Below are 21526 nucleotides of genomic sequence, written 5' to 3'. Positions count from 1 at the left end.
CTAAATGAATAGGAGCGATCTATTTGAATACAGAAAAACAGCCATCCCTGCTGCTAGTTGATGGAATGGCCCTATTGTTCCGGGCTTACTTTGCAACAGCTGTTACAGGGCAATTTATGATAAATTCAAAGGGGTTACCAACAAATGCAATCCACGGGTTTGTTAAACATTTTTTTACAGCGGTAGACCATTTTAATCCAACACATGTTGCAGTTTGCTGGGATATGGGAAGCAAAACATTTCGGACGGAAATGTATCCTGACTATAAAGCGAACAGATCGGAAGCACCAGTAGAATTGATGCCGCAGTTTAATATTGTTAAAGAAGTGGTGGAAAGCTTTGATATTCCCAATATAGGTGTTGTCGGTTTTGAAGCAGATGATTGCATCGGTACAATTGCCAAAAAAATGAAGGGGTCAGCTCATGTAACGATATTAACAGGTGACCAAGATATTCTGCAGCTGCTTGATGATCATATTTCAGTAGCTCTTGTAAAAAAAGGATATGGCAATTATTTAGTGCATACACCAGATAGTTTTTATGAGGAAAAAGGGATTCAGCCTAAGCAGATGATTGACTTGAAGGCCTTGATGGGTGATACGAGCGATAATTATCCGGGAGTAAAAGGGATTGGAGAAAAAACAGCTTTGAAACTGCTTCAGAGTCATGCAAGCATAGAAGGAATATTAGAGAATCTTGTTTCACTGACAAAAGGTCAGCGTGCCAAAATTGAAGCAGATTTGGACATGCTCCATCTCAGCAGAACATTGGCAGAAATTAAATGTGATGTGCCAGTGGACTGTCTTCTTGAGGAAAGTCTGTATCAAATCACTCCAGATAAAGCAATTGCCAAGTTCAGAGAATTAGAATTCAAGCATTTTGATCGTCTCGTTCAGAAAAAAGACGAGGCTCTCGCATAAGGATAATAGTAGCAGGACCGTATGTACGGTCCTGTTTTTTATTTTGTGTTTTTCTTTTTTGCCGCGTTTTCCAGCTTGCTTTTCGGTGCAGGCGTCTGATCAGCATCTTGTCCATAGCCTTGCGGATTTACGCCGCCTGCTGCTGTGCCTCTGTTTCTATCCTTGCTCATGAAATTTCACCCCCTGCTTATGTTGGAATCGACCATTTGGTAATAAATAATCATTTGTAGTATTTGCAGGATGGAATAATCTAAACATATTTCATGAAAACTAATCTTGAGGTGACGATATGAACAAAGGTGTTTACATTGCTTTAACAAGCATCGGATTGGCTCAATTTTTGAAAATTCCCATTCATTATGTAAAAACAAAAAAATGGGATAACCGCCTGTTTTTCCAAACTGGCGGAATGCCGAGCTCCCATTCTGCTGGAGTATCATCCTTAACGACGTTTATTGCATTAAGACGAGGCGTGCCGACCATTGATTTTGCCTTATCACTTGTATACGGGCTAATTGTTATGTATGACGCACAAGGAATCAGGCGCCAGACTGGAGAGCTGACACTGAAAGTCAATGACTTGGGAGACTTGATGGAAAAGCTGAAAACAGATGAAAAGGTTCCATTTGAGGAAAAGCAGCCGCAACGCTTAAAAGAAATGCTTGGCCATCAGCCAGAGGAAGTGGTTGGAGGCGCTCTACTGGGCGTTTTGATGGGAACATTAGGGCATATAGTACTAAAAAAAGATAGAAATATGTCGAAGAATAAAGTAACATGGAAATAAGATGAAATTCGGGAGGATTGGGCGAAAGGTGAAGACAGTTGAAGAGTATTTGCTGTTTTTAGAAAGCAAAGGCTTTTCGTTCGGGGAAGATGCGGTTGGCTTTATTTACTTCGGAAAAGCTTATACAAATGCAGCAGATGAGTTAATTAACACAGCTATTGAATGCACACTTAAAATTCAGAAGCATTTTGATGGCAGCTTTTATATGTCACTTCTTGAACGCTTTGTAAAAGCGCAGGTGACAACAAGAAAAGAAGCATTAACATACTTGAAGGATGAACAGCTATTCCCCCTATAATAGGGGGTTTTTTACTTAGATTATTCTACTCAAAAGGATTTGCTATAGGGAGTTGCAATATTAGCGACAGCAAGAAAAGAATCTTAACCTCATGAGTTTTGCATATCATTCGGATTATTTTTGCGTATTGCCAGTCGGGCTAATTCATCCGCTGTTTTATTTTCCGCACTTGGAATCCATTTCATAAAAAATAAGTCTAGCTCATCTGCCATAAGAAGTGCTTCTTCGAGAAGGGGAGAGAATTTTTTGTTTTTAGCAAACCTTTTTTCTACAGCTCTGTCGACAAGCTCAGAGTCTGTCCGAAAGCTGACTGTCCGATAGTTCTTTTCTAAACAGATCTTAAGACCGTGAATCAGCGCATAGTATTCTGCCTCATGATTGCTCATAGACCCAAGCGGCACAGAGTATTTTTCGGCGCTCCCATGCCCTTTAATGAAGATGCCAGCACCGCTCGGACCAGGATTTCCAGCACTTGCACCATCGATGTAGACTTCTATCATTTCTAAACCTCCAAATTATCTGGTATTATTATTCACAGTGGACTTGAGCTTTAAGCTATAAAAGTTAGCCAAATTACATAACATTATTTTATATGGATTTTAACTTAGTAACCATTTTATTATACCGTTTAACATTTCTAATGAATAGAATCTAATATAGAAGGGGCGCTTTTTAGATGAAATATAAGCTTGAATACAAATACCGCTTAAAAAAAGAAGAGGTTTATTTCACCTCTGACTGGATGGCACAAAGCACAGCCATTTTAATTGGGGAAGATATGGAGAAAAACAAAAAAGGCGTTGATTTGACTTACTATGATGAAAATGGAACGGAATGGAGCTTGAAGGAGCTTATTAAGCTGAATGCTGAAGTGGAAGAGGAGCCCCATGATTTTGTCATTTATTTTGACGGCGGGTATCGAAAGCAAACAAACACAGCTGGGCTTGGAGTTATCCTTTATTTCAACCAAGGCAAAAAAAAATATCGCATTCGGGCTAACGAATTATTTCATGATATGGAAAACAATAATGAAGCAGAATACGCTGCTTTTTATCACGCCTTGAATCTGTTGGAAGAATTAGAAGTCAAAGGAGCAACATGTGAATTTAAAGGTGATTCACAAGTAGTTTTAAATCAGCTGTCAGGAGAGTGGCCATGCTACGAAGAAGCTCTAAACAAGTGGCTTGACCGCATTGAAAAAAAGCTTTCTGATATGAAAATAAATGCTAAATATACACCGATTGGCCGCAATGAAAATAAAGAGGCGGATAAATTGGCTACCCAAGCTCTTGAAGAGAAGCGGATTTATAGCAAAATGCAAATAATTTAACGTACATGTTGCATGCCAATCATGTTAGAAAGAGGAGAGAATGCCTTGTGACGGATAGAAAAAAATGGCTGCTGCAAGCAGAAGAGCTTATAAATGATTATTGTAAAGGCTGTTTTTTATATGAGCATAACAAAATAGAAAAAGGTAAAAGGCAGGCACACCGTTTTTGTATTTCAGAATGTACAGTCGGCTTAGAAATAAAAAAATTCGGAGATATGCTGGCAGGAAATTATAAAGAGGAAGATAAAAAGAGCTGACAAAATGCCAGCTCTTGGATATTGTTGCTCTAAGTTTTTATTATAGTTTAACTACGTTAGCAGCTTGAGGTCCACGATTTCCTTCAACGATTTCGAAAGAAACTTCTTGACCTTCTTCTAGTGATTTGAAACCGTCACCTTGGATAGCTGTGAAGTGTACGAATACATCGTCTCCACCTTCAACTTCGATGAATCCAAAGCCTTTTTCGTTGTTGAACCATTTTACTTTACCGTTTTGCATGTTAAGTTTCCTCCTAAGCCTTTCAAGACACATTAGTGCTGAAAAATAAATATTCTCATAGAACAAAATAATAATAGAAAGTAATTTTTCAGAATTTTGTTAAATGATGTCTATAATATACACGATTAACCCAGTAGAGTCAAGGTTTCATAGAGTTTTTTCATAAAAAGTATTTTTGAGCTCGAAACAAAAGAAAACGGATACACCACAGTGCTTGTTTTCTTGTGAATATTAGTGTAAAAGAATATTTTTAAGTACATAAATCATCTTTTACAACATATCCATATAATGATAAGTAAAAAGGATTTGTTTATAATAGGACAGCTGTAGACAGTTGTCTGCTTTTATGCTTTTTTGCGAAGACAATAAAAGAAGGTGACAAGTATGTATCGATTTTCGATTGAAAATGCTAACTGGATTTTGCGTTTTTCGCCTAATATTGTATTGGAAGATGAAAGCAAGCAGGCTATTGTCAAAAGCATCCTTCAATTAGGCAAGGAGCTGACCACCTTTTCTCACGGTGAATCCTTTGTTATTATGAACAAAAATATCGGATTAATTGTATTTATGGTAGAAAAAATCCCTTCGCTTATATTGACGGTCTCCAATATTGTTGAAAGGGATAAATGGTATGTACAAACAGAAAAGCAAATCAAAAAATACGGCTTTGAACCAGGCAAAGAGGAATCTTTCTAGAAGGAACAAAATTCCTGTTCGTGAATAAAGATTGATTGGAGACTCCTACTCAAATTTGTGAGGAATTCCGAAGACACTATAGCTCCCTTTATTGCACAAAGAAAAAGCTGCTTTTATAACAAAGTTTTTCATCAGTCAACCCCCGGTAAAAGGCCGGTTTTTTTTATGGATAAAAATGAAAGGCTTATCATAAAAAAAACATGTGGAAATAGGAGGGAAACCATTGAAATGTCGGTGAAAATGTGTTTTTATTAACATGATAAAAAGACTTATTTTTTCTGGATTAGATGCTCGTCCATCAAACCAATGGAGCAAAAAATTTACAAGGGAAGATTTTAAAAAATGATTGAAACGATTGTAAAGAACAGTCAAAGTCCGTATTATGAAATTTCTAAGGAAGATCAAGTGATATTGAGTCCGTTTGCTGGAACAGTCAAGAAGGTTTTTGTTCAGGAAAAAGCATACTTTTATGAGTGGGAAACAATTTTGACAATCGAAACCGATCAAGGAGATTTGAAGGAGATCGGAGTTCCATTCAGCGGTTGTGTAGTATCATTGTTTGTGAAAACTGGAGATGAAATTTCAATTAATGGGAAGTTGGTTTCTTTACAGGATGATCTATTAGTTACAGGTTGTGATTGACCAATGCTAATAAAATCTCTAAAAAAATATAAAATAGGCTACCGTACTTTCAAGACTGCTGTTGCTGTAAGTTTGGGAATTACCGTTGCTCAATTATGCAGCCTAGATTTTTTCGTATCTTCTGCTATCATTACGATTCTTTGTGTGCAAAATTCTAAAAAGAAATCATTGCACAGCGCTTTTGCGAGATTCATAGCATGCATGCTTGCGATTCCGTTTTCCTACGTGTTTTTTGAGCTGATTGGTTATAAACCGTATGCGATTGGACTGTTACTCCTGTTATTTATCCCTGCAACTGTTTTGCTGAGAGTAAATGAAGGCGTCGTAACAAGCACTGTCATCATCCTTCATATCTATTCAAATGGCCATATGAACTGGGATGTCATTCAAAATGAGTTCATGCTCATTGTAATCGGAATTGGCGCAGCGCTGTTAGTCAACAGCTATATGCCGAGCCTCGACAAGGAAATGAAGGTATACCAGCAGAAGATTGAAAAGGATTTTCAGGAAATGCTTCAAGGGATGGTTGAGTTCCTGCGTTCTAATGAGTCAGCTTTCGATTATAAATTGAAGCTGATGCAAACAGCGAAGGAAGTACAGATTGCCAAGTCGCTTGCATACAGGGATGTTGAAAATCATTTTACCCGAAAAGAAAACTATTATTATAAGTATTTTACAATTAGGGAAAAACAGCTAGAAATAATAGAAGGACTTTTCGCGAAGGTAACGACAGTAAACAGGCTTCCGGAACAGCGCCATTCGATTGCTAATTTCCTGGAAGAACTGAGTCTTTGCATACATCCTGGTAATACAGCACAGCTTTTCTTGAGCAAGCTTGAAAAGCTAGAGGAAGAAATAAGGATGCAAGCATTGCCGCAGGATTGGGATTTGTTTGTAGAACAGGCTCAGCTCTATAATGTGCTGAAAGAGCTTGAACAGTATTTGAAAGTGAAAAAATCACTCAAAGTAGCTTATAATTGATATAATAGAAATGAAAAAGATTCTACCTGAACATGCATGTCTCTTTAGAGAAAATGAGATGTTTAGGAGAATCTTTTGTTTTGATAGCAAAAAGCTCAAGGCTAAGCATATAAAAAAGGTGATAACATGAAGTTAATACTTGCTGAAAAACCATCTGTGTCAAAAAATATTGCAGATGCATTAAAAATAAAAACCAAGCAGGACGGTTATTTTGAAGGAAATGGCTATATTATTACATGGGCATTCGGACATTTACTGCAGCTGAATGATGCAAAAGATTATGATGAAAAGATGGCAACATGGAAGATGGAAAACTTCCCGTTTATACCGGAGAACTTTAAATATAAAGTAAAAAGTGACCCTCGTAACCGAGATAAGCCTGATAGTGGTGCGCAAAAACAGCTGCGGATTATCCATCAGCTTATGAGAAGAAAAGATGTCACCGCGATTATATCGGCTTGCGACTATGATCGGGAAGGGCAGATTATCGGAGACAGTATAATTTATAATCTTCGGACAGACAAGGAAGTTTACCGACTGCTTCTGAATGAATGGACACCGGATGAAGTGTTGAACGGTTTACAGCAAATCAGGTCAAACAGTGAAATGAGGCCATTGCAGGATGCTGGTGTGAGCAGACAATGGGCGGATTGGCTCATCGGCATTAATCTTACCTCTGTTACAACATTGAAATATCAGAAGGGGAAAGGAAAAGCCCTTAATATTGGCCGCGTCCTCCTTCCAACCTTAAAAATAATCTATGATCGAGATAAAGAAATTCGCGAATTTGTGCCAGAGGATTATTTTAAGCTTCAAGGCACATTCTTAGCTGCTGAAGGAAAATACACAGGCATTTATACTGTCGGCAAAGAGGACAAGTTTAAAACAAAGGCAGAACTCGAGCAAATACAACAGGAAATAGTAGGAAAGAAGGCTGTTGTGGCAGACAAAACCGTCCAGAAAAAGAAAGAGTATCCTCCGTTGTTGTTCAACTTGTCTAATCTGCAAGGGTATATTACGAGCAAATATAAAGGCTGGACTGCAGATAAAGTATTGAAGGTGGCCCAAGGTCTTTATGAAAAGAAGTATATAACCTATCCAAGGACGGCAAGTATGGCACTAGAGGAAAGCTTGATCGGCAAAACTGCAAAGGTAGTCAGCGCCATTTCAGCGAACTTACCGTATAAAGACGATATTAAATTTTATGCATCCAAAAGAGTTTTTGATAATAAAAAAGTCGAAAGCCATAGTGCCATCATACCAACTTATCTTATTCCAAAGAAGCTGACTAAGGATGAGGAGCAAGTATATGAAGCAATTAGAACAAGGCTGTTGATGCAATTCATGCCTGTTGCTGAATATGAAGAAACGAGAATTGTCACAAAAGTGTTAGATGCAAATTTAAACGGTGTGTTTCATACAAAAGGCAAAGTGCAGCTTGTTGAAGGATGGAAAAAAGCGGAGAACATCAAGTCAAAGGATGTCCTTCTTCCATTTGTAAGCAAAGGAGAAGAAGTGGACATTAAAAAGATGGAAACAACTACTCATACGACACAGGCACCAAAGGAGCATACCGAAAAAACACTGTTGCGCTTAATGGAAACATGCGGAAAAAACTTCGATACTTCAGGCGATACGGAAGAAGATGTCATTTCCATTTTAAGCGGGTTCAGTATCGGAACACCTGCCACCCGTGCAGAGACCATTAAGAAGCTAAAGGATATCGGCTATATAGAGGCAAAAGGGAAGAACCTTAACTGCACCGACTTAGGCAAGACACTTGTTGAAACATTCCCAATCAAGGAATTGTTTAACCTCGATTTCACAGGTCGGCTAGAGAAGTCTCTGTATGATATTGAAAAAGGTAAATACACGAAAAGCGCATTTTTGCAGCTTATTGGTGAATTCACTAGAAATTCCGTTGAAAAGATTAAAGGGGAACAAGCTGTTACCATTCAAGAGGTTTTGTATACAAAAAAAACCATAGAGAATCTTGGCACGTGTCCTGTTTGCGGTCATAAAGTAATCGAGGGGCAAAAAGGCTACGGCTGCAGCAATTGGAAACAAGGCTGTAAGTTTGTAATCTGGAAGAATGACAAGTTTTTGGCAGCATTAAAGAAAAAACCGACAAAAACAATGGTGAAGTCACTGCTTAAAAAAGGGGAAGCAGAAGTTAAAGGACTGACAAGCAAAAAAGGAAATAAATTTGACGCTGTATTAAAGTATGTCAAAAATGAGGATAATGATTATTTCAGCTGGCAAATGGATTTTTCCAGCAAGAAATAAGCAAGCGATCTCCTGCCTAGTTAAGAACATGTTGTTTTATGTTCGAACCAATAGGGTAAGTGCTTGTTTCCTTAATTCTTATATAGTAAAATGCATAAAGGATATTTTCGTTCTTGCGTGTTTGGCAATAAGCCAAAGCGAAGGACAAGAGCAGTTGTGAAACTGCTCTAGTTTTGCCAAACATGGCAAGTGTTTGAGAGTATATGCAAAATTAGGAGGGTCATATATGCCAACACCCAGCATGGAAGACTATATCGAACAAATTTATAAATTAATAGAAGACAAAGGATATGCAAGAGTTTCCGACATTGCAGAAGCCTTGTCCGTGCATCCCTCCTCTGTTACAAAGATGGTTCAAAAGCTAGATAAGGATGAATATCTTGTATACGAAAAATATAGAGGGCTGATACTAACCCCGAAAGGCAAAAAAATCGGACAAAGGCTAGTTTATCGGCATGAGCTGCTAGAAGACCTTCTACGTATCATCGGCGTAAAGGAAGAAAATATTTATGAAGATGTGGAAGGCATTGAACATCATTTAAGCTGGGACGCAATAGATCGTGTTGGAGATTTAGTCCAATATTTTCAGGAAGATAATAAAAGAATAGAGGAGCTTAAAATTATCCAGCGAAAAAACGAGGAACTGGATTAATTAAGGCGAGAGACATTTTTTATTGAAAACCCCCTTTGTCAATAAGGTGTGTCTCTATGTCTAGCCCCTCTTACATAATAACGATTAAATCAGCGGGTATTCCGCAAAGGTATCCTCAATAATAAGCGCTTGTCCATCTTCATAGCTTGCCTCACAAAGCCTTACACCATCGAGCAAGCCTTCTTCTGCTTCAAGCAGTGCTTTTCTGTAAGAAATAATCCGTTCATTTGATGTTTTAAAGCTTATAATCTCACCTAAGTAATTTCTTTCGACAGCAACGATTGTTTCCACGTTTTTTATCCATCCTTTCGCTAAAAATCAAAATCATCGATTAGTATGTGCGAAAACAGAAAAAATAATCATGAAACTTTTACCAAATGTAATCGTATTAGTAAAAAGTAAGCCTAATAGATGAAAAGAGAGGGATTAAACTTATGAGCAGATATTCCTTGGAGGAATTTGTAGAAAAAACCGAACAGCAGGATAAAGGTGAAGGACTGTTTGAACTGGAAACACAGCGGATGCTGGAAGTGAATTTAGAGGAAATGGTTTGGGCAAAAGCTGGCAGCATGGTTTCCTACATGGGAAACATTAAATTTACAAGAGAAGGCATTCTCGAACACGGCTTAGGCAAAATGTTCAAAAAAGCTTTAACAGGAGAAGGAGCTTCTCTTATGAAAGCAGAAGGACAAGGGAAATTATATCTTGCAGATCAAGGTAAAAAAATCACGATTCTTCATCTGAATGGTGAATCGATTTTTGTTAATGGCAATGATCTTCTTGCATTTGAGCCAACTGTAAAGTGGGATATTAAGCTCATGAGAAAAGTTGCCGGAATGCTGTCCGGAGGTCTTTTCAACATTCATTTGTCTGGAAGAGGGATGATTGCCATCACTTCTCATTATGAACCTCTCACATTGAAAGTGACACCAGCAAAACCTGTTTTCACAGACCCGAATGCAACTGTTGCATGGTCTGGTAACCTGCAGCCCGAATTTGTGACAGACGTTTCGTTAAAAACCTTTTTCGGAAGAGGAAGCGGTGAATCCATCCAAATGAAATTCAGCGGTGAAGGATTTGTCGTAATCCAGCCATTTGAAGAAGTTTATTTTTCTGACAGCAACGGCTGATTTACATAACAAAAGAGGATTTGGCTTTCCAACAATTGTTTGGAAGCCAAATCCTCTTTTATGTAACACGAGCCTTTCATTTCCACTCATACGGTGTTTCTTGGTATACATAGTAATTGAGCCAATTAGAAAACAGCAAATGTGCATGAGAACGCCATATATTAAGCGGTCTTCTGTTTGGGTCATTGTTTGGAAAATAATGAAGCGGCAGATGTATATCTAGTCCCTTCTCTTTATCCCGTTTATACTCTTCAGCAAGTGTTGATGAATCATACTCTAAATGGCCGGTTATCATAATCTGTTTGCCATTATTTCCGCTGATAATTAATGCACCGGCTTCATCAGATGCAGCGAGCAGCTGGAGTGATGGATGTTCATCAATTTCACGGATTTGGACATTAGTGTGTCTTGAATGCGGTGCAACGAAGCTGTCGTCAAATCCGCGCAGCAGCTTTTCAGACGGTCTAAGGACTTCATGGGAATAGATACCGTAGCATTTTTGATCAAGTTCATATTTCTTAATGCCGAAATGATGGTATAAAGCAGCTTGGGCGCCCCAGCATATATGCAATGTGGACGTTACATTTGTTTTCGTCCAGTCCATTATTTCTGTCAGCTCTTCCCAATACTGAACATCCTCAAAATTCATCAGTTCAACTGGTGCTCCCGTAATAATCATGCCATCATATTTATTACCTTTAATGGCTTGGAAATCAGTGTAGAATTGTTCTAAATGGTTCGGACTTGTATTCTTAGAGTGATAGGATGCTGTGCGCAGCAGCGAGATATTGACTTGCAGCGATGTATTACCTAGAAGTCTAAGAATTTGTACTTCTGTTTTTTCTTTCTCAGGCATTAGATTAAGAATTAATATATTCAATGGTCTAATATCTTGAGCCTTTGCTCTTGTTTCATCCATTATAAAGATATTTTCTTCTTCGAGAATTTCCCTTGCTGGCAGCAGCTGAGGAATTTTAATAGGCATAATGGTTCGCCTCCTGTTTTTTCCTTTTTTCTTCATGTTGTACAATTGTTATGCCTTATTTTCCAAGCTGGAATAATTAATAGAACAATAAGCAAAGCTATCGTTGTATTCCGAGTATTTCATAAACTTAGATTAGTTAAATAATGTATAAACATATAGCCTATTATAAATATCCTTTCGGTTTGCCGCAATATAATTGCTGAAATGTATGAAAATAAGTTTTTTTCAGCATATTTCCCCTTGGGTGTTCTTGCTGTTTTTCTATGCTGGCAAAGGTAAAAACGAACATTTCAGATATTTCCTTTTAATTTTATTCGTTCATCTGTAAAATAAGATTATTGGCAAAATAATGCTGTACATAGATTTTTTAAGATGAATATATTCATACGAAATGAAAATTAAATTTTATAAAGGCGGGAAAATAATGAAAACAGATATAGAAATTGCACAGCAAGCAACCATTCATCCTGTTCTCGATATTGCGAAGAGGTTAGGTTTAACAGAGGATGACTTAGAACTGTATGGAAAATATAAAGCGAAAATCTCTTTTGATAAGCTGGAGGAATTAAAAGATAAACAGTCAGGCAAACTCATTCTTGTCACGGCAATTAACCCGACACCTGCAGGAGAAGGGAAATCAACAGTTACAGTAGGCTTAGGTGATGCCTTGCAAAAACTTAATAAAAAAACAGCTATTGCAATGAGAGAGCCGTCCCTTGGGCCAACGATGGGAATAAAAGGGGGCGCTGCAGGAGGTGGCTATGCTCAAGTTTTGCCGATGGAGGATATCAATCTTCATTTCACTGGTGACCTTCACGCCATTACAACAGCCAACAATGCATTAGCCGCAATACTAGACAATCATATTCACCAAGGAAATGAGCTGAGAATTGACCAAAGACGGATTGTCTGGAAACGAGCTGTTGACTTAAATGATCGTGCTTTAAGAAAAGTGGTTATCGGGTTGGGCGGTCCTCTTCAAGGTGTGCCAAGAGAGGACGGTTTTGATATTACGGTTGCATCAGAAATAATGGCAGTGCTTTGTCTGGCACATGATTTAAATGATTTAAAGAAAAGACTGTCCCAAATGGTCATTGCCTATAATATGGACAAACAACCTGTAACAGTCGGCGAGCTTGGTGTGGAAGGCGCACTAACACTATTGTTAAAAGATGCCATTAAGCCGAATCTTGTGCAGACAATTGAACATACACCTGCTATCATCCACGGTGGTCCGTTTGCCAATATCGCCCATGGGTGCAACAGTGTGATTGCCACAGCTGCCGCAAGCAAGCTTGCTGATTATGTTGTAACAGAAGCTGGCTTTGGCGCAGATCTTGGTGCCGAAAAATTCTTGAACATTAAAGCCCGCAATGAACAAATTAATCCGGAAATCGTTGTGATTGTCGCAACCATCCGAGCATTGAAAATGCATGGCGGTGTGGCGAAGAGTGATTTGGCAGCGGAAAATACAGAAGCTTTAAAAAAGGGATTTGCCAACCTGCAAAAGCATGTGGATAACATTAATCAGTTTGGACTACCATTTGTTGTGGCGATTAACCGTTTCTATACAGATACAGAGCGTGAAATCGAAGTGCTAGAAGAGCTGTGTGCAAGTCAGAGTATCCCCGTTGCTTTAACAGAAGTTTGGGAGAAGGGTTCCGAAGGCGGACTGGAGCTTGCTCGCAAGGTTTTAGAAATTATGGAACAAGAAAAGAATGAATTTAAACACTTATACAGCTTAGATGCTTCTATCGAGGAGAAAATCGACACTATTGCCACGAAAATATACGGTGCGAGCCATGTCGAGTTCAGCACAAAAGCAAAAAAGCAAATCAAGGATTTCCAAGCGTTCGGCTGGGGTAATCTCCCTGTTTGTATGGCGAAAACGCAATACTCTCTTTCAGATGACCCAAGTCTACTTGGGAGACCGAGTAACTTTGCAATCACAGTAAGAGAACTAAAACCTAGCATCGGAGCAGGTTTCCTAGTTGCCTTGACAGGAGATGTAATGACAATGCCAGGCTTGCCGAAGCAGCCAGCTGCTTTAAAAATGGATGTGAATGAGGACGGAAAAGCAATCGGCCTCTTTTAAAAAGGAGATTAATATATGTTTGACCCAACTGCTTATGATAATTTAAAAACGGTTGTAGAAGGACAGCTTTATGATAGGGATCTTGAAGGTACAATCGACATCTTAAATCGCAAAGACATTTTAGATACCAGTACAATGTCCAGGGAGTTTCATCTTGTGTTTGCCTTAAGAGGGCAACAAAATGCTCAAATTACTTTGTCGATGTATGCTTCCCTGAAAAACTTAGCAGCAGAGCTTTTAGAGCTTGAGGAGAAAATGCATTTAATAGGAGCGAAAATTCGTTTGACGATACATGTCAGACATAAGAATAATCAAGAAACAGTTTGGATGCTGCAGGACTTGCTGCAAAGAGTATGGGGAGCGGAACATGTTATTAAGCAGGAAATTCGTGTTGATCCCTTCCGTTCTGATAATATAGTAAATAATCATATCTCCATTGATTTCAGCAGATTAGTTACAGAAGGCGATATGGATGATTTAGTCAGCATGACTGATTATATGCTCGCAACATTGGCTGGCTTGCAGAGGCAGAAGGTGCTGATTGATTTGGACAGGAAGGGAATGATAGGATGACTGTTTATGATTTTGAGGTCAAAAAAATTAATGGCGAAGAAGTTTCACTGAATGATTATAAAGGGAAAGTGCTTGTTATCGTCAATACTGCGAGCAAGTGCGGATTTACTCCGCAGTTCAAAGAGCTTCAATCGATTTTTGAGGAGTACAATGATAAAGGCTTTGCTGTGTTAGGATTTCCTTGTAATCAGTTTATGAATCAAGAGCCTGGGGCTGAGGATGAAATTCTTGAATTCTGCGAATTGAATTATGGCGTTACCTTCCCGATGTTTGCAAAAGTTGAAGTGAATGGCAAAAATGCCGATCCTCTTTACAAGCATTTAAGTAATGAGGCGCCTGGTGCAATGGGGCTGAAGGCGATTAAATGGAATTTTACTAAATTTTTAGTAGACCGTTCTGGTAAAGTAGTTAAACGGTATTCTCCAAATGCTTCTCCGTATGAAATGAAAGAGGATATTGAAAAGTTATTATAAGAAGAAAACGGAAGAATGGATTACTCTGTTCTTCCTTTTTTATAACAAAAGGAGGGAGCAGTTTGGCTAAAATCGGGATAGATGCTGGCGGTTCCATGATTAAGCTTGCATTTGAGCAGAACGGACGAATTCATTTTAGAAAATATCCTAATGCTCAAACAGATACTGCACTAAAGTGGTTGAAGCTTTTTGAATGGAATGATATAGCCCTTACTGGAAGCAAGGCTGCTTATTTAAAACAAGCGTTTTTTCCTGATGCCTCCATTCTTCCTGAATTTGATGCTGTCTGTACTGGAGCAAGATGGCTGAAGGATAGGGATTATCCTCATGTTAATGACGAATTCCTGCTTGTTAATATCGGAACTGGTACTTCCTGGTTTAAGGTTAGCAAGAAGGGTCATTCGCGGGTTTTAGGAAGCGGAATTGGCGGGGGAACAATCATGGGACTTGCACAATTATTAACTGGAGTTCAGGATTTTGCAAAAATTACAGAGCTTGCTTCTAAAGGCAGCAAGAATAAGATCGATGTTCTTGTGAAGGATTTATATGAAGAGGATATTGGTATCAACGGAAGCCTGACTGCGAGTAATTTTGGCTATGGAAATACATTGGATGGTAGCAAGGAAGATAAATTATCGTCTCTTTTTCAAATGACAGCCGAAACGATTGTTCTACTGTCACAGCAGGCTGGCACTATTCATCAAATAGACCAGATTATCTATGCGGGTGGAGCCGTTTCAGTGAATATGCCTTTGCAAAAAAGCATTTCTTCCTTTGATTATTTATTTCCAAAGAGTCAGCTGTTTCTGCAGGATGGCCAGTTTTGCGGTGCTTGTGGTGCACTACTTTCTGTCTAAAAGAAATCAAGGATGATGGCATTTGTATAGAAAAAGACTTAACAACAGTCCATACAAATGCCATCATCTAACATGACAAATTAGCGATACGAAAACAAGCGGAATATCGCTCCTCTTCTGACTGGTGCTTCCTTCGTCGCTTTATCCTCTTCGTCTTTGCTTTTCCTTGTACCATATGTGTGTACGTAAGGCTGATTAGCAGCAGCGGTAAGGGCAGCAATCTGTTCTTTTTGTGTCTCAATAAATTCATGCTGCTGATCCATTTGCTCCTGTTGCTTTTTCAATTGTTGAACAAGCACTGAATTGAAGTTGATTTGCAGCTCAAGCTGTTCTTTTACTGTTTTCAGCTCTTGAAGCATCTCTTCTGACGGCTTCGCTACTTGCTGCTGCAAGACTTGCGGCTCCGTGTCGGTCAGCACATCTTCAATTTCTCGCAAAGATAATTTATCTTCATTACGCAGCTTTTTAATCTTTTCCAATACTTCCATTGCGTTATCATCGAAATAGCGGTAACCGTGTTCGCCGACAATCGCCGGAATAACTCCTTTCAGCTCTCTAAGCCAGTTGCGCACAACACCAGGACTTTCTTCAATTGCAACAGCTGCCTCCTTAACGCTTAATAAAATTTCCTCCGTAGCAGAAGCGACTCTCTCTTGTTCCATCATTATGCTTCATCACCTTTCGTTTTGATAGAATAAATGAACGAAGAACAAATAAGTTTTTCGACTTTAAATACTAGTTCGCTATTTTAAAAAAATCTCCTTTAGCGAGGTTTGTCTAGTTTTGTTGATTAATAGTTTCTGTTATTTTATGATAATATCTTTACAATAATTTCCAATCATAATACGATAGAAAATAGGATTGGAAAGGGTTATTACTAAATAAAATGAAAGGAAGGATTATGTTTTCCATCCATACAATATGAAGAAAAAGGTGATTCGCTAAATGACAATCCATCAAACGATTGCTGATATACAGATTGTGGAGTACGAGGATCGGTTTGCTGCTGAAGTTGCGAAGATGTGGAACAAAAGCAAGGAGGCTTGGGGCGGCAGTGTAAAAACAGAAGAACAAATAATTGATCAGCATCGCAGCACAGATAATCTGCATACTTTTTTAGCAGTACATAACGATGAGGTGGTAGGATACTGCGGGCTGTCTGTGTATAAAGAAGATGTTGGTTCGTTATATATCCCGCTGTTAAATGTTCGACCCGATTTTCATGGGAAAAAGGTTGGTAAACTGCTGCTTCTTCATGCATTACAAGCAGTTATTAATAAAAAATGGCCACGGCTCGACTTATACACATGGGCAGGTAATACGAAAGCGGTCCCCCTTTATAAGCGCTGCGGTTTTTTCTGGGAAGATGAAGACAGCTATACTCACTTAATGAACTTTATTCCAACCATATTAAATGACAAGCTGCTCGCTCCTTATATGGCTAAAATTGACTGGTACAAGGACATGCTGCGCACGATGGAATTAAAGCCAGATGGAAGGAATGTAGATGGGTTTACTTATTATGACTATGAATGGGTAAATAAAGAGACCGCACTTAAAGCAAGCTTTGAAAAAACGGGCAGAGGTTTATGTGCACTAAAAACAGATGATTTCTCGATTGAATTATCTCTAAAAAATCATGAATTGCTCGTAGGACAAGAACATGAAGTTACATGTTTTATTAAGAACAAGTCCACCACTCCTCTTTTAATTGAGTTATCATCCTGTCCAAATGAAAGAGTTATTTGTGATTTTAACCACCGCCTCTTTGTTGAAGAAGAAATGACGATAACAGATACATTCTTTTTAACCGAGGGACCTGAGGCAGAAAAGGGCAAAACATTCCCAACCATTGCGGTCAATATAGCAGCAGGTGGCACTATGACGACATTTAAACTAGGAATCTGTCCAAAAACGCCAGTAACTATCATGGCAAAACCGATTCACTATGCATTGCAGGAAGGCTTCGAGATTGCTCTTGATTTGGAATTAGAAAATAATCTTACTGAATCTGTACAGGCAACCATTATGCTTCCTGAAAGTGAATATTTGTCTTTTAAAGATTCCACATTCAGCCTTTTGCTAAAAGGCAAAGAAAAGCGGTTCGTATCAATACCTGCTTCTATATTAGCTTTAGGCTTTACGAATGAAGACATCCTTGTTCAAGTGAAATGGCAAGGTGGTGAGCTTACGGTAAATAAACCAATTGCACTGGCATTAAAGGGAATTGGTGAGAGATTTTTCGGTGAAACAAAAGATTACTATCATGTTTTTAATGGGATTTATCAAGTGAATGTCAGAAAGGCAGATAATGTAATGACAGCAGGCACCAATCAGACAGGGAACTTACCGTTCGCCATGTTTGCCCCGATGCTTGGCAAGCCCTACTCCAATGAGCTGTCAAAAAAGAAGCCAGAAAAAGTCGAAACCTCCTACGAAAAGACATCTATTATTCTCACTCTTCATTATCAATCTACTGAACATCCAGACAATAGTATAAAGCTTAACATCCAGCTATTTGCAGAAGGACTTGTGAAAAGATGGGTTCTCCTTGAAAACAAACAGACTTCTTTAGATATCCATCTGCAGGAGACCTTTTATCATGATTGGGCAGAGGTATACTTACCTTTAAAAGGGGAGGTTGTTGTATTCAAGGAAGCCGATATGGTGGAGCCGCGAGACATTGCGTCAAAAGACATGAGCAGCAACTGGTATTTTTCTCAAGATCAGTCGAGCCCTGTCGGTGTATATTGGACGCAAGGCAGTAAAATAAGGATGGAAGGGTGGAAAATGCATCTCGAGTCACAAAAAAGCAGGCAAGGTAATGTCTATTCCTTCCCGCCTCTGTATATGTCTATCGGCGCTTATAGGAATTGGAGAGAAGTAGAATCAGCAGCGGCAGGTATTCAAGCTTCTAAGAAGGAAATCCATAAAGGTCTCGAGTTAATCTGGAATGGCGGCAACCCGATGCTTGAAGCAAATACATCTTTATCCTATCAGTTTGCAAGTTACCGCAACAATGCGCTTAAATTTGATATGGATTTGATTATTAATAATGCTTCTGCCCATCTGCAAGATCTAAAAGTCAATACTCCGCTCCATTTACCGTTTGAAGCAGCTGCGTGGCAGGCAGTCAATAAAATGACGACAGTAATGAAGACGGAAATAAGAGAATCTTATTTTGATAACATCCTGTTTTATCCGCAAGGAAGGATAACAAAAAACATCATAAACGAAAAAGGATTTGAAACATATCGTCTTCATAACGGCATCCTGGAAATTTCCGCTGCAGCCGATTATTATCCAGGTATCTTTTCCTTACAAGTAAACGAAACAGAATGGCTTGATCAGGCATTTCCAGAGCTGATTGCAAAAAGCTGGTGGAACCCTTGGGCCGGCGGGATGAAGGCAGGTCCGCCTGATTTGAATGATTATTCTATGATGAAAGAATCGACTAAGCTTGCGTTTGTCGATGTGTGGGATAATTTCGCAAACAAATGGTCTGGTATCAGAATCGATACAGATATTAACCAGCACTCCCAATGGAGAGGGCTTTCATTTTCTCAATACTTTGTCACAATGCCAGGATTGCCTCTTCTTGCTGTGTTTGTGTCTGTGCATAAAACGGCAGGCAGAAAAATGGAGAAGGAGCAATGGCATACAAATCTCTTTTTGCATAACAATTGCACTTTGCAGCTAGCTGATCATAAATTGCATAACCGAGTCTATACTACAGGAGCTATGGAGCAGGATATTACTTTAAAGGAAGACTTTCATGTTAAACTACAAGGTACAGAGGATAAGCTGCATTTACTCACAGACAGAAACAGAATCAGTACACAATATTACACAAATAATGAAATCATTCAGCTTGTTTCCATGACAAATTGTGAAAGAGACAATCAGAACAGAGTATTTACACTGCCGAGCTTCCTTTATTTTGATAAGATGAATGTCACATCATCACAGTTAGACATACTTAAATCCCTTCGGTTTACTAAATTATAGAGTGATAGAAAAGGAGAACCAATGAAAATTATTGATGCTCACATCCATTTGTCTAATATCGAATCATTTAAAGAAACAGCAAAATCATTGTCTAAAGTTGATTACAGCACGGACGGAGTTCAATCAGAAATGAAAGATGCGAATATTGTCTTAGCAATTGGCATGGGAGTGACAGAAACGCCGCATATGGGCTTTCCCGACTATAAGGCCCAAACACCGATGGGGCTTGATCTTGGAGATATACTGCCACCTAATATCGTCTATTGTGCCGGAGTTAATCCATACAAGCTAGATTCTTTTTCTATCAGAGAACTGGAACGGGAAATCCACAAGGATCATGTTGTCGGCATAAAGATTTATTTAGGCTATTATCCGTTCTATGCCTATGATAAAGTATACAATCCTGTGTATGAACTAGCGGAAAAGTATAACTTGCCAGTTGTGTTTCATACTGGAGATACATACTCCGAAAGAGGGTTGTTGAAATATTCCCATCCGCTTGCAATTGATGAAGTTGCGGTGAAATATCGCAATATTCGTTTTATGATGGCCCATTTTGGCGATCCATGGACATTGACTGGTGCAGAGATTTTATATAAAAACCGAAATGTTTATGCTGACCTTTCCGGGGTGGTTGTTGGGGCAAGAGCGGAGTTAGAGAAGGCGCAAGAAGGAATATTTTTACAGCATTTAAGGCATGCGCTCGTATATGCCAACTCCTATGATAAGCTTTTGTTCGGGACAGATTGGCCGTTAGCTCCATTCCAACCATATATTGAATTTATTCAAAACCTTATTCCAAGTGAGTATCATGAAGATGTGTTTTATAATACAGCCTTGAAGGTTTTTCCAAAAATCAAGAAGTTTCTTTATGGTTGATTTTTAAAAAAACATTAGGGACTATCTTAAAAAGATAGTCCTATAAGCATTATTAATTTTGGAAGATGGAAAAACTACTACCTACACAATAGGTAGCAGGTGTATAAAATGAAAACTATTTTAGCTTGTTTTTTTATCTTAATACTCATGGGTTCTATCTCCTGTTTTGCTAAAGAAACAATAGACTATGGGAATTATGAAGTAGATTTACCAGAGAAAGAATTAACTCTTAAAGAAGCGTATAATTTAGGATTAGAACTAGGGGAAAAATTCGATAAAGAAGCAATTCTTTTATTTATGAACAGTGTTGATGATGAAACTTTAAGTGGCTATAATGGAAAAAAAGGAAATTGGCAAGGCGTGTTTGCTTTACCATCAGTTAAACGCCAGATGGTATTTGTTATTGAAAAAGGCAAACATAAAAGTCACAGAATAATTGGCAATTCCGATGAACTAACTATTCCACATTTAGAAATTAATATTGATAGTAGTCAAATTATTAAAATTGCCGTTGAAAAATATCATTTGCAACCAAGCCCAAAAGATGCCCCTTTCTCACACGGATATCATTTTAGATTAATGCGAGATGAAAATTACATTTTTCTTGGTGTAGATGGAAAAATAAATGGTCTAAATGCAGAGGTTTTATTTAATCCTAAAACCGGCGAATACTTAGGACTTACAAAAGAAAATAAATAACTTATGCCTCTATTAACGAGAGCATTAACCCAATTACGATTAATGCTCTTTTTCGAATATTGTTATTAAAAAAATACTAAGAAGAAATTGTTATTTAGATTGGCTATGTTAAAGTATACACATATGCTCATATAATCACGTTCGTATGTCTAAAGTATAAGAATAGAATAGTTTAGAAGGTTGAAAAAATTAACGATGAAAATGTAATATATAGCATTGCTTATGATTTAAAAAGTTCTTACAAGAGCTTTGGAACAGGACATAAGTTAATTACTTTAGAGAAAAATCCGGTTACAAGCAAAAGAACTTGGAATATCACGAAAATCGTTACATTGTATAAACAATATGAAGGAGTTACACCAGCTGAAACAATAATCAAATAAAGTTAGGAGTCTATGCTCCCTATACCTACTTAGAACTTGGAAATGCAGTTACCAAGTTTTTTTCTCTTCCTAAAATGCCGTATCTCTAAGTCGTAAAGTTTCTGCTGTTTCCCAAGTTCCGTTAACACTTGCTAGGATAAGCATTTGATTTTTCTTACTTAATTCACTCTCTGTATTCCTATTGTCAAGGAACTGAAACCATACTAAATATAATAGTAAATACTTTGTAGAAACTCAAATTAAACCGACGTATCCATTTCTTTAAACGGGAATGGTAACTATTAATATTGTTTAAATGGTAGATTCCTTTCTTTACATATTCTTTCTTGCTGCCATTTATAATGCTGAATTTACTGT

24 protein-coding genes and 1 pseudogene are annotated in these 21526 nt (G+C 38.2%); 18 read left to right on the top strand and 7 right to left on the bottom strand.

Annotated features, from left to right (window positions below; genetic code table 11):
* The first annotated feature begins 65 nt into the window (after positions 1 to 65).
* A complete protein-coding gene (locus MKX82_RS12370; RefSeq protein WP_233314725.1) occupies positions 66 to 920 on the top strand; it encodes a 5'-3' exonuclease in 855 nt (284 codons plus the stop codon).
* A 38-nt stretch (positions 921 to 958) separates the two neighbouring features.
* Here MKX82_RS12370 and sspL read toward each other — a convergent pair whose 3' ends face one another.
* Positions 959 to 1090, bottom strand: a complete 132-nt coding sequence (gene sspL / locus MKX82_RS12365; protein WP_233313411.1) for a small, acid-soluble spore protein L — start codon at positions 1088 to 1090, stop codon at positions 959 to 961.
* Between the two features lie 119 nt (positions 1091 to 1209).
* Between sspL and MKX82_RS12360 the strand changes: the two genes are divergently transcribed.
* Complete coding sequence (locus MKX82_RS12360) at positions 1210 to 1704, top strand: divergent PAP2 family protein (RefSeq protein WP_233313412.1); 495 nt, start codon at positions 1210 to 1212, stop codon at positions 1702 to 1704.
* Positions 1705 to 1732: 28 nt separating this feature from the next.
* Positions 1733 to 2002 (top strand): DUF6123 family protein, encoded by a 270-nt coding sequence (locus MKX82_RS12355; protein WP_233313413.1) that lies wholly within the window; start codon positions 1733 to 1735, stop codon positions 2000 to 2002.
* 89 nt (positions 2003 to 2091) lie between these two features.
* Here the strand turns inward: MKX82_RS12355 and MKX82_RS12350 are convergent, their stop codons facing one another.
* Positions 2092 to 2502, bottom strand: a complete 411-nt coding sequence (locus MKX82_RS12350; protein ID WP_233313414.1) for a reverse transcriptase-like protein — start codon at positions 2500 to 2502, stop codon at positions 2092 to 2094.
* Positions 2503 to 2678: 176 nt separating this feature from the next.
* On the opposite strand from MKX82_RS12350, the gene MKX82_RS12345 reads away from it, so the two are divergent.
* A complete protein-coding gene (locus MKX82_RS12345) occupies positions 2679 to 3332 on the top strand; it encodes a reverse transcriptase-like protein (protein WP_233313415.1) in 654 nt (217 codons plus the stop codon).
* Positions 3333 to 3379: 47 nt separating this feature from the next.
* The gene (locus MKX82_RS12340; protein WP_233313417.1) at positions 3380 to 3589 is read left to right on the top strand and encodes a zinc-finger domain-containing protein; all 210 of its coding nucleotides are present in this window, start codon (positions 3380 to 3382) and stop codon (positions 3587 to 3589) included.
* A 40-nt stretch (positions 3590 to 3629) separates the two neighbouring features.
* Here the strand turns inward: MKX82_RS12340 and cspD are convergent, their stop codons facing one another.
* Positions 3630 to 3830: a cold-shock protein CspD gene (gene cspD, locus MKX82_RS12335; RefSeq protein ID WP_009791749.1), complete on the bottom strand. Its 201-nt coding sequence runs from the start codon at positions 3828 to 3830 to the stop codon at positions 3630 to 3632.
* 384 nt (positions 3831 to 4214) lie between these two features.
* Here cspD and MKX82_RS12330 point away from each other — a divergent pair, with 384 nt between their 5' ends.
* The 5 genes from MKX82_RS12330 (at position 4215) to mntR (ending at position 9087) form a co-directional block, all read left to right on the top strand.
* Positions 4215 to 4526 (top strand): hypothetical protein, encoded by a 312-nt coding sequence (locus MKX82_RS12330; RefSeq protein ID WP_233313419.1) that lies wholly within the window; start codon positions 4215 to 4217, stop codon positions 4524 to 4526.
* A 342-nt stretch (positions 4527 to 4868) separates the two neighbouring features.
* The gene (locus MKX82_RS12325) at positions 4869 to 5168 is read left to right on the top strand and encodes a hypothetical protein (protein ID WP_233313421.1); all 300 of its coding nucleotides are present in this window, start codon (positions 4869 to 4871) and stop codon (positions 5166 to 5168) included.
* A gap of 3 nt (positions 5169 to 5171) precedes the next feature.
* Positions 5172 to 6149 carry an aromatic acid exporter family protein gene (locus MKX82_RS12320; RefSeq protein ID WP_233313422.1) on the top strand — a complete coding sequence of 326 codons (978 nt, stop codon included), beginning with the start codon at positions 5172 to 5174 and terminating at the stop codon, positions 6147 to 6149.
* Positions 6150 to 6275: 126 nt separating this feature from the next.
* Positions 6276 to 8435 carry a type IA DNA topoisomerase gene (locus MKX82_RS12315; RefSeq protein WP_341077502.1) on the top strand — a complete coding sequence of 720 codons (2160 nt, stop codon included), beginning with the start codon at positions 6276 to 6278 and terminating at the stop codon, positions 8433 to 8435.
* Between the two features lie 226 nt (positions 8436 to 8661).
* Positions 8662 to 9087, top strand: a complete 426-nt coding sequence (gene mntR, locus MKX82_RS12310) for a transcriptional regulator MntR (protein ID WP_233313426.1) — start codon at positions 8662 to 8664, stop codon at positions 9085 to 9087.
* Between the two features lie 84 nt (positions 9088 to 9171).
* On the opposite strand, the gene MKX82_RS12305 is transcribed toward mntR, so the two are convergent.
* Positions 9172 to 9378, bottom strand: a complete 207-nt coding sequence (locus MKX82_RS12305; protein ID WP_237941639.1) for a hypothetical protein — start codon at positions 9376 to 9378, stop codon at positions 9172 to 9174.
* A 143-nt stretch (positions 9379 to 9521) separates the two neighbouring features.
* On the opposite strand from MKX82_RS12305, the gene MKX82_RS12300 reads away from it, so the two are divergent.
* Positions 9522 to 10217, top strand: a complete 696-nt coding sequence (locus MKX82_RS12300; RefSeq protein ID WP_341077497.1) for an AIM24 family protein — start codon at positions 9522 to 9524, stop codon at positions 10215 to 10217.
* 76 nt (positions 10218 to 10293) lie between these two features.
* On the opposite strand, the gene metA is transcribed toward MKX82_RS12300, so the two are convergent.
* Positions 10294 to 11202 (bottom strand): homoserine O-acetyltransferase MetA, encoded by a 909-nt coding sequence (gene metA / locus MKX82_RS12295; RefSeq protein ID WP_233313429.1) that lies wholly within the window; start codon positions 11200 to 11202, stop codon positions 10294 to 10296.
* 424 nt (positions 11203 to 11626) lie between these two features.
* Between metA and MKX82_RS12290 the strand changes: the two genes are divergently transcribed.
* The 4 genes from MKX82_RS12290 to MKX82_RS12275 all read left to right on the top strand — a co-directional run bounded on the left by MKX82_RS12290 (position 11627) and on the right by MKX82_RS12275 (position 15200).
* Positions 11627 to 13297 (top strand): formate--tetrahydrofolate ligase, encoded by a 1671-nt coding sequence (locus tag MKX82_RS12290; RefSeq protein ID WP_233313430.1) that lies wholly within the window; start codon positions 11627 to 11629, stop codon positions 13295 to 13297.
* Positions 13298 to 13312: 15 nt separating this feature from the next.
* The gene (locus tag MKX82_RS12285; RefSeq protein ID WP_233313432.1) at positions 13313 to 13870 is read left to right on the top strand and encodes a hypothetical protein; all 558 of its coding nucleotides are present in this window, start codon (positions 13313 to 13315) and stop codon (positions 13868 to 13870) included.
* Positions 13867 to 14343: a glutathione peroxidase gene (locus tag MKX82_RS12280; protein ID WP_237941636.1), complete on the top strand. Its 477-nt coding sequence runs from the start codon at positions 13867 to 13869 to the stop codon at positions 14341 to 14343. The genes MKX82_RS12285 and MKX82_RS12280 overlap by 4 nt, the downstream gene beginning before the upstream one ends.
* Before the next feature lie 62 nt (positions 14344 to 14405).
* A complete protein-coding gene (locus MKX82_RS12275; RefSeq protein ID WP_341077475.1) occupies positions 14406 to 15200 on the top strand; it encodes a type II pantothenate kinase in 795 nt (264 codons plus the stop codon).
* 80 nt (positions 15201 to 15280) lie between these two features.
* On the opposite strand, the gene MKX82_RS12270 is transcribed toward MKX82_RS12275, so the two are convergent.
* Entirely contained in the window at positions 15281 to 15865 is a 585-nt protein-coding gene (locus MKX82_RS12270) for a MerR family transcriptional regulator (RefSeq protein ID WP_233313436.1), read from the bottom strand.
* Between the two features lie 280 nt (positions 15866 to 16145).
* Here MKX82_RS12270 and MKX82_RS12265 point away from each other — a divergent pair, with 280 nt between their 5' ends.
* The 3 genes from MKX82_RS12265 to MKX82_RS12255 all read left to right on the top strand — a co-directional run bounded on the left by MKX82_RS12265 (position 16146) and on the right by MKX82_RS12255 (position 20786).
* Entirely contained in the window at positions 16146 to 19208 is a 3063-nt protein-coding gene (locus tag MKX82_RS12265; RefSeq protein WP_341077471.1) for a GNAT family N-acetyltransferase, read from the top strand.
* A 21-nt stretch (positions 19209 to 19229) separates the two neighbouring features.
* Entirely contained in the window at positions 19230 to 20087 is an 858-nt protein-coding gene (locus tag MKX82_RS12260; protein WP_341077469.1) for an amidohydrolase family protein, read from the top strand.
* A 108-nt stretch (positions 20088 to 20195) separates the two neighbouring features.
* On the top strand, positions 20196 to 20786 hold the full coding sequence (locus MKX82_RS12255; RefSeq protein WP_341077467.1) for a hypothetical protein: 591 nt from the start codon (positions 20196 to 20198) through the stop codon (positions 20784 to 20786).
* A gap of 452 nt (positions 20787 to 21238) precedes the next feature.
* Here the strand turns inward: MKX82_RS12255 and MKX82_RS12250 are convergent.
* Positions 21239 to 21512 (bottom strand): annotated as a pseudogene (locus tag MKX82_RS12250) (IS1595-like element ISSpps1 family transposase); the annotation flags it as partial.
* Positions 21513 to 21526 lie beyond the last annotated feature (14 nt).

The sequence above is a fragment of the Niallia sp. FSL R7-0271 genome, from assembly GCF_038005785.1.
Classification (GTDB): Bacteria; Bacillota; Bacilli; order Bacillales; family Cytobacillaceae; genus Niallia.
The sequence above is the reverse complement of the archived record's forward strand: the minus strand, read 5'-3'. Positions and strand labels throughout refer to the sequence as shown.

Coding starts and splice junctions, on each gene's coding strand:
- MKX82_RS12370 (WP_233314725.1), top strand. CDS start 66: ATGGCCCTATTGTTCCGGGCTTACTTTGCAACAGCTGTTACAGGGCAA.
- sspL (WP_233313411.1), bottom strand. CDS start 1,090: ATGAGCAAGGATAGAAACAGAGGCACAGCAGCAGGCGGCGTAAATCCG.
- MKX82_RS12360 (WP_233313412.1), top strand. CDS start 1,210: ATGAACAAAGGTGTTTACATTGCTTTAACAAGCATCGGATTGGCTCAA.
- MKX82_RS12350 (WP_233313414.1), bottom strand. CDS start 2,502: ATGATAGAAGTCTACATCGATGGTGCAAGTGCTGGAAATCCTGGTCCG.
- MKX82_RS12345 (WP_233313415.1), top strand. CDS start 2,679: ATGAAATATAAGCTTGAATACAAATACCGCTTAAAAAAAGAAGAGGTT.
- cspD (WP_009791749.1), bottom strand. CDS start 3,830: ATGCAAAACGGTAAAGTAAAATGGTTCAACAACGAAAAAGGCTTTGGA.
- MKX82_RS12330 (WP_233313419.1), top strand. CDS start 4,215: ATGTATCGATTTTCGATTGAAAATGCTAACTGGATTTTGCGTTTTTCG.
- MKX82_RS12325 (WP_233313421.1), top strand. CDS start 4,869: ATGATTGAAACGATTGTAAAGAACAGTCAAAGTCCGTATTATGAAATT.
- MKX82_RS12320 (WP_233313422.1), top strand. CDS start 5,172: ATGCTAATAAAATCTCTAAAAAAATATAAAATAGGCTACCGTACTTTC.
- MKX82_RS12315 (WP_341077502.1), top strand. CDS start 6,276: ATGAAGTTAATACTTGCTGAAAAACCATCTGTGTCAAAAAATATTGCA.
- mntR (WP_233313426.1), top strand. CDS start 8,662: ATGCCAACACCCAGCATGGAAGACTATATCGAACAAATTTATAAATTA.
- MKX82_RS12300 (WP_341077497.1), top strand. CDS start 9,522: ATGAGCAGATATTCCTTGGAGGAATTTGTAGAAAAAACCGAACAGCAG.
- metA (WP_233313429.1), bottom strand. CDS start 11,202: ATGCCTATTAAAATTCCTCAGCTGCTGCCAGCAAGGGAAATTCTCGAA.
- MKX82_RS12290 (WP_233313430.1), top strand. CDS start 11,627: ATGAAAACAGATATAGAAATTGCACAGCAAGCAACCATTCATCCTGTT.
- MKX82_RS12285 (WP_233313432.1), top strand. CDS start 13,313: ATGTTTGACCCAACTGCTTATGATAATTTAAAAACGGTTGTAGAAGGA.
- MKX82_RS12280 (WP_237941636.1), top strand. CDS start 13,867: ATGACTGTTTATGATTTTGAGGTCAAAAAAATTAATGGCGAAGAAGTT.
- MKX82_RS12270 (WP_233313436.1), bottom strand. CDS start 15,865: ATGATGGAACAAGAGAGAGTCGCTTCTGCTACGGAGGAAATTTTATTA.
- MKX82_RS12265 (WP_341077471.1), top strand. CDS start 16,146: ATGACAATCCATCAAACGATTGCTGATATACAGATTGTGGAGTACGAG.
- MKX82_RS12260 (WP_341077469.1), top strand. CDS start 19,230: ATGAAAATTATTGATGCTCACATCCATTTGTCTAATATCGAATCATTT.
- MKX82_RS12255 (WP_341077467.1), top strand. CDS start 20,196: ATGAAAACTATTTTAGCTTGTTTTTTTATCTTAATACTCATGGGTTCT.